The following is a 9,636-nucleotide window of genomic DNA, read 5'->3' as shown; positions in this document are numbered from 1 at the left end:
GCGCAGCGCATCCCATTCAGGCCAGGAGTTCGCTACTCCAACAAAGGCCGGATACATTCGCGCAGACCAATTCTGTCATCCTCACTTTTCGCTTGCAAAACGGCGGCGGACCATACATTCCGGTTAGGCGGTCACTCGGGAGTTTCGTGGGACTTTTGCCAAAAGGAGAGCTGATAGCCTGTCAGATCATCGGGATCGTCTGGAATGAAGAGTTCAACCGAACACGGACGGTCCGGGAACTGCCAGTGGAGCTTCGCCTCGTATATTTCCTTTAGCACGTTACCAATGACGAGCAGTTTGTCGATAGAGATGTCCTCGCGGCCATAGTGAATGTCAGCGATGTGAACGTGGTTCATAACCCACTCGATCGATTGTCTGCTCCTCCCACCCTGTTCCCAGCTACGGAGAGAACCTTCAGAAACTCCTTGCGGCAAGATATAGCCCTCAATCAAGGTGAACGTCGGCCAGAAGATAGATGCGTAGCCAACGGCGAGTGAGAATCTTCCTTCGCAGCCGATCCAACTTTCGAGGTCGATTCCAGCGCCGTTGTTCCAAGCGGCAAGCTCGGCTTTCATGCTCTCAGGAGTGTTCATGAATTTCCTCAGTCATTCGGACCATTTTATGGCAATGGCTAATTCCGGTTGGATCGTGGACAATGCGGAAGTTATATCTGTGACAACATGACGATCTAGGTGTTGCCCGAAGAGTAATTTCTGGATGGGCGGTGACTTGCCCGGAGAACAAGTTCATGGAGGCCTCCAGCGTCACGGCCGACAGAGGCCGGCAGTCGCGTGTATGATTCGGCATCAGCAGTCTAATCCAATAGTCGTGGCCCGACAGCAGCTTGATTCGTAGGAGGCTTCGATGACTCAAAGCGTCCGCCGCACAGCGTTTATCTTCCTTTGCGCGTTCCCCTTTGTCGCTGGTGCGTTCGCCAGCGCGCGTCCGCTTCGCACCGCCGGGTTCTCTCGGAGCCTTGGTGTCGTGCTCTTCGCGGCTGTCGTCATCGCAACCTGGCTCGCTGGTCCTCGCAAGGTGGACTTGAAAGAGGCAGGGCGGGGGAAACAGGCGCTGGCAGGGATTTTACTGATCGCTCCGACGGCCATCATCTCGCTCCTCTGGGTTGGGATCGGACCGCCATTTCAGGCCACGCTTTCAGAGAACTACATGCGTTTTATTGTGCTGGTATGGAACTCGATTCTCGTCACAACTGGATTCGTGGTCACGAAGGACGTGTTGAACGAGGCCGGCGAGCGCGTCTGCTCGACTCTTGGGCTCGCGACGGCCCTGACCGCCGGAGCCGCCTATTTGATTTGCCTCAACCTCAGCCTCGCGCAATCGGCGTTGGCGTTGCACGGGAACCGGACATCTCCGCCCGCAATAATCGTAGACTTTTACAGCGCGATCGAGTTCGTCGCGTGCCTCATGACCTACGTGACCACGGCCGCCTTAGCAACAGGAATGGCACGAGTCCGCCTTCTTGGCCGCGGCGCAGCAACCGCCTACGCCTCCATGGCCGCAGTTCTCGTGCTGCTGATCATCGTGCGGGGCCTCGCGTATCCAGAGATCTCCGCGAATACCGCGCCGTGGTACACGAGACCGGGTGTCATTGCCGGCATACCGGCGGTTCCATGGCTGATGCCCTTTTTGTTGGGCGCCGTTCTGCTGTGGCGGACAAGAGAGTCCCGCAAGTTTGACTGAGCGGCCCAACCACCGGCTACAGCGAACAGTACTGGCGAACTGAACCGGTGGGTGCGGCCCGGCCAGAAATTGGACCGAACAGCGGTCCGTTAAGGTTCCGGTCGGGTGGTGGCCAATCCGGAACTAACCCTATAAAAGGAGCATGATCGGCCTGTGGCGAGGAGGCCAGAGGTCGATGAAGCATAAGTCGCGTTCGCCACTGCAGCGTAAGCACCCCAAAACCCGACTCCGTTTGCCGGATCTTGAATTCTCAAAATCGGCAGTATTGAACAGCTTGACCAGTGTCGACGGTCAACGCGGATATGGCCACGCCATCGACGAGTTCGTCGATTGGTATTGCTCGGAACCCCGGCTAGCCTTGGACAGAACGGTGGTTCTCCGCTATCGCAGCTACCTTGAGGCCCGCCAGCTCGCTCCCGGCACTGTCAATTTGCGCTTGGGTGCTGTTCGGCGCCTCGCCTATGAGGCTGCCGACTCCGGTCTGCTGAGTTCCGATCTGGCCGCCGGAATTCGCGCGTCAAGGGAGTCAGGAATCTGGGTATGCGCCTGGGCAACTGGCTAACCGTTGAGCAGAGCATCGCGCTCTGGCGAGCCCCGGACGGCAACAAGCTCAAGGGTAAGCGAGATCGGGCTCTTCTTGCGCTGTTGCTCGCCTGCGGTCTTCGCCGCCACGAAGCCGCCGGCCTCAGACTCGAACATCTGGAACAACGGGAGGAACATTGGGCAATTGTCGACTTGAAGGGCAAGGCAGGACACGTCCGCACGGTTCCCGTACCCGGCTGGGTAATGGAAGAGCTGCGCGTCTGGTTGAACGCCGCAGGGATCGACCGAGGAAAGATCTTCCGTCGAGTGACGAAGATGGGCCGGGTCCTGGGCGAAGGTATGACCGAGAAAGCTGTCTGGCACATCGTGAAGGATTCGTCGAAACGGATCGGATTGCAAAAGCTGGCTCCGCACGATCTGCGCCGCACCTGCGCTCGCCTCTGTCACTCCGCGGGAGGAGAGTTGGAACAGATCCAGTTCCTTCTCGGTCATGTTTCCATCCAGACGACGGAACGCTACCTGGGTTGCAAGCAGCGGATTCAGTCGGCGGTCAATGATCGAATCGGAATTGAGCCTCGTCCCTGAGCGGTGATATTCCCGATCGCGACCGGTAGTACTATTTCATTGAAGCCGGAGGCGAACCGATGGAGTACGACCAGGAAAAAGTCGATGAGATCACTCTCGCACTTCTTTGGCTGACCAGTTTCAAAGATCCCGTTGGGGTACGAACCTGGAAAGGGCAGAACTGGGAAACGATGGAGCGGCTTCACGCAAGGGGCTTCATTTCTGACCCCAAGAGCGAAGCCAAATCGGTCTTGTTGAGTGAAGAAGGTCTGAAGCGCTCGAAAGAGCTGTTCACAAAGCATTTTTCATTGAATCGCTAAGTCGCGGGCAAGGTTTGCGTCCCGTAGTTGTTAAAACGGGTAATTGACGGATTGGCCACCAACCACCAACAAGGCCGGTTCGCTGCGGGTAATCTCAAATGAGAGGTGCCGGAATGGATAGTTGGCCAACAGGATGGCGTTTCTGGGTGCTGGTTGCTCTGCTTTTTCTGTTTCCGGTTGTGCTTCATCCGTGGTGGCTGTTTGTCATCTCCACCGCTGCCTACGCTCTGTTGATATGGGTAGTAATTGGAACGCGGAAAGAGTCAAAGTAGACCCACTACCGAAACGCACATCTCGGCATCAAGTGGCATTCCGAGCAAATGACCGTCTGCTCTTCCCCTACGATCCCGCTGAGCGAGGTGCGCGTCGTGAGAGCGCGATCCCGACGGCTATTAGCGCGAACGGCAGCGCGAGCAGGATTGAACCGGGACGCCAAGCAAACCCCATGACGAACATGTGATGAAACCAAAGGACGAACTCGATCATTGCTGCCGCCGCAAACAGAAGGCCAACGCCAAAGCCGATTAGCAGAAATCCCAATTCTCGCTTGCTCACTCCGCCATTGTAGGTTTTTCGTTTGTTCCGGGCCGATCACCGCCGATCCGGACAGAACTCGAAAATGGGTTATGTCCGGAATGTCCACTATCCGACCGGAGAGGCAGCTGCGGTACATAAGACTGGCTTGGCTGCTGAGCGGTGGCCGTCGATGGCCTCAGTCGCAGTCGCGAATCTCGAAGATAATTCCGGTCGAAGGATTTGATGGTCGCTCTATCTTGCCAATTGATATTGAAGGCATCAGTAAATAGAACCCAGCCTTATCGAAGAACTCGTTCTTCAGTGAAAAACTGAGAGTTTTCGTGAAAGCTCCCCCAGGCGTCAAGGTCGCCATCGTTGGGTGTAGCTTTGGTCCCATCCTGTCACCCATGACACTTAACCCTTCATTGCGATACTGCATTGTCGAAGTGTCGATCATTGCCGAGAATGCGGAAATCACGTTCAGGTCATTCAGGTCGAATTGGCGGGGAACAGCTTCTTTGTTCACCAGAACTAGATCCGCTATGAGTTCCGGAGTTCTGAGGCAAACTGAGGACGAGCGGAGAGCCAAGAGAACTTGCACGTCTGGTGCTTTTGGAGCATTCTGCACAACCTGCGCGGCTGATGTGCCTAAGACTGTGCAGAACAAAAGCCCGAAATACCGGAACGTCATTGAGAATCCTCCCGAAAGGAAAATCTTACAACCCACAATGATCGGTGGATTCTTGTAGAGGCTCCTTTCGGTCGTGTCACCGTCCAACCGGAAGTAATCCAAAATTGGGTCATGTCCTGTTTGCCCTGATACGCTCACGACTCCCGATGAGGCTCGAGCCGGTGTGTGGCCGTTTGGTGCGTTTCTCCTGCTAGAATCTCCGCTTAGCGACACAACAGGGAGAAACGACCGATGTCAAGAATCTATCTTGGCTTAATTTGCGGCCTAGTCTTCGGCGGTCTCGATTCCGCGATGATGCTCCTCTCAGTTTTCCCGACAAGCGAGCTGCCCTTCTTGGCGCGTTCATTGCACGCTTTGGCCTTGGATTTGTGATCTGTAACGTAAAGCTCCCTTGGCCGGGCTGGATTGTCGGATTGCTCCTCGGAATTCTATTGAGCCTGCCCGACGCCATCATTACGAAAGCAATGGTTCCGATTCTGGTTTCGGGAGCGATTGGTGGATTGATCATTGGGGTAGTTGCCGCGAAGTTTGGCAACTAGTGTGGTTCCGGGCCTGCTGCGAACCGACTCGTACAGATATCGAATAAAAACGAAGCGAAGCCAATGCGCGTTAGCTTCTGGGAAACAGTGCTCGATTTCGGATTGCAGTCCCCGCACTCGTGTGAAATGATCGTGCCGCACTTCCCTTGTTATCAACTTGTTCCACGCTTAATGCGAATGACGAAGTGACATTCGTCTCAGGGAAGGATAGGTGGGGGATACATGGGGAATTTGGGGAACCCGGGCATGGAGCGGGCGCGAAAACTGGAGGAAGTTCGCAAGGAGATTGAAAAGAGCATTGCGGGCGGCCAGGTACTGATGGGCGGCGATTGGGTTGAAAAGTATCCAGAATTGAACCCTGAGCTGCGAGAGTTACTGGCGAAATTGACTGAGAGCTTGAGCGCCGCCGCAACCATTGAGGGTCCAACTCAGACCCACCCTCACGTTGACAAAGATAATCGTACTGCGAAGGAGCAGAAGCCCGTTGAGCCTCTGCCGCTGGGGCTGCGTCTTCGCTATGTTGGCGATTATGAACTGTTGAGCGTGTTGGGCCAGGGCGGAATGGGGGTCGTTTACAAGGCCAGACAGATCAGCCTGAACCGTGATGTGGCCCTGAAAATGATCCGCAACAGTGAGCTAGCAACCGAAGATCAGATTCGGCGGTTCCAGAATGAGGCGGAAGCCGTCGCGCTGTTTGACCATCCGGGAATTGTGCCTATCTACGAGGTCGGCGTTCACGGGGATCAGCGGTACTTCAGCATGAAGTTGATCGACGGTGCCGGGCTCGACAAACGTATCAAGTCCTCTCCACTTAAGCCAGGCGATGCCGCAAAACTTGTGGCGGAGATCGCAGAAGCGATCCACCATGCACACCAGAGAGGGCTGTTACACCGGGACTTGAAGCCCGCCAACATCCTCATTGATGCCGAGGGACATCCGCACGTCACGGACTTCGGGCTAGCGAAGCGCATTGAGGAGGAGTCTGGCCTGACGATTACGGGTGCGATTATGGGCACACCATCCTACATGGCCCCCGAACAAGCGCTAGGCAGGAGCGCCCAAGTGACGACAGCGTCGGACGTATACGGGCTGGGTGCAATTCTCTATGCGGCCATCACGGGCCGTGATCCCTTCCAGGGAGATTCCGTGCTGGAAACTCTGGAGAAAGTCCGCCAGAGCCCTCCGGAGCCGCCGACGAGTCTCAATAAAAAAGTTCCGCGGGACCTGGAAGTTATCTGTCTAAAGTGCCTTGAGAAAGACCACAGGCTCCGCTATGCATCGGCAAAAGAACTTGCCGACGATTTGGAACGGTGGCTGAACGGAGAGCCCATCATAGCGCGGCCGGTGAATGCGGCGGCGCGTGCGTGGATGTGGTGTAAACGGAGGCCGACGCTTGCGGCCCTGGCGGGAGCACTGGCCGCGGCGATTGTAGGCGGCATGATCGGCATCGCGTGGCAGTGGCGTGAGGCGGTCTTCCAGCGGAATGCGGCAGTGGTTGCGCGTGAAGCTGCCGAGAAGAACGCCCAACTCGCGTCCACACAGGCGACGCTGGCGCTCAACACCATTCAAGATCTCATCAATGAAGTCCAAACCAATCTCTCCTTTACAGGTCTTTCCGAAGTCAAGATGGCACTTCTCCACACCGCGCAGAGGCGCATCGAAGATGTGGCTGCCGTTTACGAGAAGTCCACCAGCAAAGAAGCGACAGTGATGGCGATTGACATGTCCCTGGCAAACATCTACCGGCAACTTGGGCAATCCGACAAAGCCGCTGTCATGCTCGACCGGTGCCTCGATATTGCCAAGGCGAGAGTAATCATCAAAGAAAACAGCGACCCGTCACGGATGAACCTCGCCAACGTCCATGCGGCGCGCGCATTGCTCGACGAGGAACTTAGCCGCAATATGAAGGCGGCGCTGAGCGAGAATCAGGAAGGGCTCAGAATCTGGGAGGATGTTGATAATCACCCGAATACCCACCCCAACGCGTTCCCTCTCGATAAAAAGATTGTGCGAGCCGGTGTGGCCGAGCTGACTACGCGAGTGGCCGTCGACGATTACCGTCTAGGGAATATTGAGGCCGCCCGCGATGGCTTCCAGAAGGCTTATGATCTTCGGCAGGAACTCGTGAGCGCTTTTCCGAACGATGCACAGTTGAAGCAGGATCTGAGTTACTCGACGATGGCCCTGGCTGAACTTTCGTTCCTGTCGGGTAACCCAGCGCAAGCCGAAGAGTACTATCGTCAGACGCTGCGACAGCGCGAGAGAAGGTTCACGGAAAAGCCCAACGACCAGCAGGTCCGTTCCGAGCTGGCCGACGTGAACTATCAGATCGGCGAATTCAAGCTCAAAACGGGGAGCCTCGCCGAAGCCCGAATGCGGCTGGAGCGAAGCAAAGGGCTTCGCGAGAAATTGTGGGATGGCGACCGCAGCAATGCCGTCTTGACTCGCAACGTGGCGGAGGCTCTCTACCGCCTGGGAAACCTCAGCGACCGCGAAGGGAAGCAGAAAATGGCATTGGCGTCGTTTGAGGCGGCGAGCAAGCTTGGCCAGCAACTCGTCGACCAGGATCCGCAAAACGATAAGCGACGCATGGAGTTGATGATCGATCTCGCACACGTCGGGCAGATCGAGAAGGCTTCTACGATCGCCGGACGGCTTGGCGCGGAGCCAAACCTGGACAATGAGTTGCGCGTGCAAATCGCCAGGTGCTACGCGCAGTGCGCTCGAAGCGCCCCTGACAGTCAGGCGTCGCTCAAGCAGGGATTCCTGCTTAAGGCGATGGAGAGCCTGCGCGCAGCCGTTGCCAACGGCTTCCGCGACCGCGTAAATCTACAGACCGAACCGGATCTCGATCCGCTACACAGCCGAAGCGAATTCCAGGCGTTAGTCGCTGGGATCCAGCCCAAGTAAAGTTAACAGACTGTTTGCGGGTTGAGCCTGGATAACGGCATCTCCCCGGCATTCCGGACGAGTAACCACCTATGGGGAAGTAACCCGGAAACGGCAAAATGGGGGTTATTTCTGTATTGCCCACCCACCCGGAACTCAGAGAACAGATACTTTGGCGGCACGTGCGCGTCAGCGTCGCGTTCGAGGAGCAGCGGGCCGTTGGACGCGGAATGAATCGCCAAAGTGAGCGTTGGGTAACGGGCCCTGAGGATCTGGTACGATTCTCTGAGGCAACGCTGGCGTGATCCCCAAGAACGCATTGAAGGCGTCTCGGCTCGGTATCGGTCGGACTGTCTACGATGAACCGGTTCAAGCGTGCAGGAGAAGAATTATGCCCTTCGCTGCCCAGCGAATACTGTGCCTGGTTCTTGCCCCGGTCGCCGTACTGCTGTGGACGACGGCTGCATTCGGTCAGACCGCGACAGTGACCCGCAACGTCAATCTTCGCCCCGAACAGTCCACGGTGGAACCGGCCATTCGTCTGCTCACGCCAGCGGAGCCTCCGCTGACGTTGCTTGAACCGGATCTTCAAGACGGCTATTACCACGTGCGAACGAGCGCGGGCGAAGAGGGATACGTGTACGGGCGGAACGTCAAAGTGTCCACGACTCCCGCCACGCCGCCGACAGGTACGACCACCATCGCGCTCGGGCCAGGGGTGCCGGGATCGTCGAGCATGGCTGGTTGCGGCGACGGCCGCTGGCAGCACGTGTACCACCCGACCCGCCTGCTCGTGAGACAGGATTGTCTGACGGTGACCGGCACGATCGTCGATGCGACGGCCTCGCAATCGCACCATCAGCCGGACGGCGTCCGGCATGAAGGCGACGGCGACACGCACGGGTGGTTGCAGCTCGACCCACCGTTTGCGACTTTGATCAACGCCGGGAATACATCAGACGAAGGCGGGAATCTCGTATTTGAGATCGTGTGTCACTACAACGTTACGCAGGCCGACGCGAAGCCGTCCTGCGCCGGTTTCATTGACCACACGACGATTCCCCCGGTAGGTACGCACGTCGCCATCACCGGGACGTTTGTCACGGAAAAGAATCACGCGAAATGGAATGAGATCCATCCGGTGTCGAGCATCAAGGTGCAGTGACGAATCGAAGCTCGCGCGGGCTCATAGAGCTTCGTGAGAAGCCGTCATAATGAAAACAAAGGACTCTCCGCCCGCCGTCTTGCAAGCAGCTAGGCGAGCCAGCTAACCAGCGTTTGCAGCCGTCGGCGTTCGTGTTGCACCCCAATCATGGCGACTGCTGAGTATTCTGCTCGTTCGGCTCAATTAAGTGCCCACCGATGCAAAGAAGACACCCTGCATCTAAAGCCTCACGCTATCAAATCGCCGCGCTCTACCGTAGCCCCTTCAGTGCTCTTCGTTGTGCTGCCAGACCCGGCACGTAGCCGCATATTTGTTTTGTCTTCTCGCCCATAAAAGGCGAGAGTTGATCTGCATTCGCCGCAAATCCAAGCCATTCGCCGACTTCAACGCCGAGCAAGTTCTCAAGGCGCGTGTCTTCGCTTGCAGCCGTATCTTCGAGGTATTCGCAGAGCGCACTGATCATGCTGGTGTCGCCACTGTTCAAAGCGGCTTCCATGGATGGCACTAGAATGTCGCCGAAAACGACGTAGGGCAACGGTTCTTCATCCGCTAGGTATGCCAATTGAGACTGGTAAAGTGACCTTGCCCCCGCAAAACGTACCCCTTAGCGAACAGCTTTAATAGCGAAAGGGAAAACGACGATGAGGAATGGGAAGCGGGGCAGGTACACGCTTGAGTTCAAGCAGGAGGCAGTCCGGCTTGTGG

The 9,636-nt window shown here is 56.8% G+C and carries 12 protein-coding genes; 8 read left to right on the top strand and 4 right to left on the bottom strand.

Annotated features, from left to right (window positions below):
- Positions 1–131: 131 nt before the first annotated feature.
- Complete coding sequence (locus WCA10_RS14905) at positions 132–593, bottom strand: hypothetical protein (protein WP_472823327.1); 462 nt, start codon at positions 591–593, stop codon at positions 132–134.
- Between the two features lie 271 nt (positions 594–864).
- On the opposite strand from WCA10_RS14905, the gene WCA10_RS14900 reads away from it, so the two are divergent.
- The 5 genes from WCA10_RS14900 (at position 865) to WCA10_RS14880 (ending at position 3,400) form a co-directional block, all read left to right on the top strand.
- A complete protein-coding gene (locus tag WCA10_RS14900; RefSeq protein WP_472823326.1) occupies positions 865–1,701 on the top strand; it encodes a hypothetical protein in 837 nt (278 codons plus the stop codon).
- 175 nt (positions 1,702–1,876) lie between these two features.
- Positions 1,877–2,263, top strand: a complete 387-nt coding sequence (locus WCA10_RS14895) for a hypothetical protein (protein WP_472823325.1) — start codon at positions 1,877–1,879, stop codon at positions 2,261–2,263.
- Positions 2,242–2,829, top strand: coding sequence for a tyrosine-type recombinase/integrase (locus tag WCA10_RS14890; protein ID WP_472823324.1), 588 nt, complete (start codon positions 2,242–2,244; stop codon positions 2,827–2,829). Before WCA10_RS14895 ends, WCA10_RS14890 begins: the two co-directional genes overlap by 22 nt.
- A gap of 59 nt (positions 2,830–2,888) precedes the next feature.
- Positions 2,889–3,128, top strand: coding sequence for a DUF6429 family protein (locus tag WCA10_RS14885; RefSeq protein WP_472823323.1), 240 nt, complete (start codon positions 2,889–2,891; stop codon positions 3,126–3,128).
- Positions 3,129–3,241: 113 nt separating this feature from the next.
- A complete protein-coding gene (locus WCA10_RS14880) occupies positions 3,242–3,400 on the top strand; it encodes a hypothetical protein (protein WP_472823322.1) in 159 nt (52 codons plus the stop codon).
- Positions 3,401–3,467: 67 nt separating this feature from the next.
- Here WCA10_RS14880 and WCA10_RS14875 read toward each other — a convergent pair whose 3' ends face one another.
- A complete protein-coding gene (locus tag WCA10_RS14875; protein ID WP_472823321.1) occupies positions 3,468–3,683 on the bottom strand; it encodes a hypothetical protein in 216 nt (71 codons plus the stop codon).
- 157 nt (positions 3,684–3,840) lie between these two features.
- The gene (locus tag WCA10_RS14870) at positions 3,841–4,335 is read right to left on the bottom strand and encodes a hypothetical protein (protein WP_472823320.1); all 495 of its coding nucleotides are present in this window, start codon (positions 4,333–4,335) and stop codon (positions 3,841–3,843) included.
- Between the two features lie 413 nt (positions 4,336–4,748).
- On the opposite strand from WCA10_RS14870, the gene WCA10_RS14865 reads away from it, so the two are divergent.
- The 3 genes from WCA10_RS14865 to WCA10_RS14855 all read left to right on the top strand — a co-directional run bounded on the left by WCA10_RS14865 (position 4,749) and on the right by WCA10_RS14855 (position 8,931).
- Positions 4,749–4,874, top strand: a complete 126-nt coding sequence (locus tag WCA10_RS14865; protein ID WP_472823319.1) for a hypothetical protein — start codon at positions 4,749–4,751, stop codon at positions 4,872–4,874.
- A gap of 222 nt (positions 4,875–5,096) precedes the next feature.
- Positions 5,097–7,787 (top strand): protein kinase domain-containing protein, encoded by a 2,691-nt coding sequence (locus tag WCA10_RS14860; protein WP_472823318.1) that lies wholly within the window; start codon positions 5,097–5,099, stop codon positions 7,785–7,787.
- A gap of 370 nt (positions 7,788–8,157) precedes the next feature.
- A complete protein-coding gene (locus WCA10_RS14855; RefSeq protein WP_472823317.1) occupies positions 8,158–8,931 on the top strand; it encodes an SH3 domain-containing protein in 774 nt (257 codons plus the stop codon).
- Positions 8,932–9,181: 250 nt separating this feature from the next.
- On the opposite strand, the gene WCA10_RS14850 is transcribed toward WCA10_RS14855, so the two are convergent.
- Complete coding sequence (locus tag WCA10_RS14850; RefSeq protein ID WP_472823316.1) at positions 9,182–9,466, bottom strand: DUF7674 family protein; 285 nt, start codon at positions 9,464–9,466, stop codon at positions 9,182–9,184.
- Positions 9,467–9,636: the final 170 nt, after the last annotated feature.

The organism is Occallatibacter sp. (assembly GCF_049582745.1).
In the GTDB taxonomy this organism is placed as follows: Bacteria; Acidobacteriota; Terriglobia; order Terriglobales; family Acidobacteriaceae; genus Telmatobacter.
The sequence above is the reverse complement of the archived record's forward strand: the minus strand, read 5'-3'. Positions and strand labels throughout refer to the sequence as shown.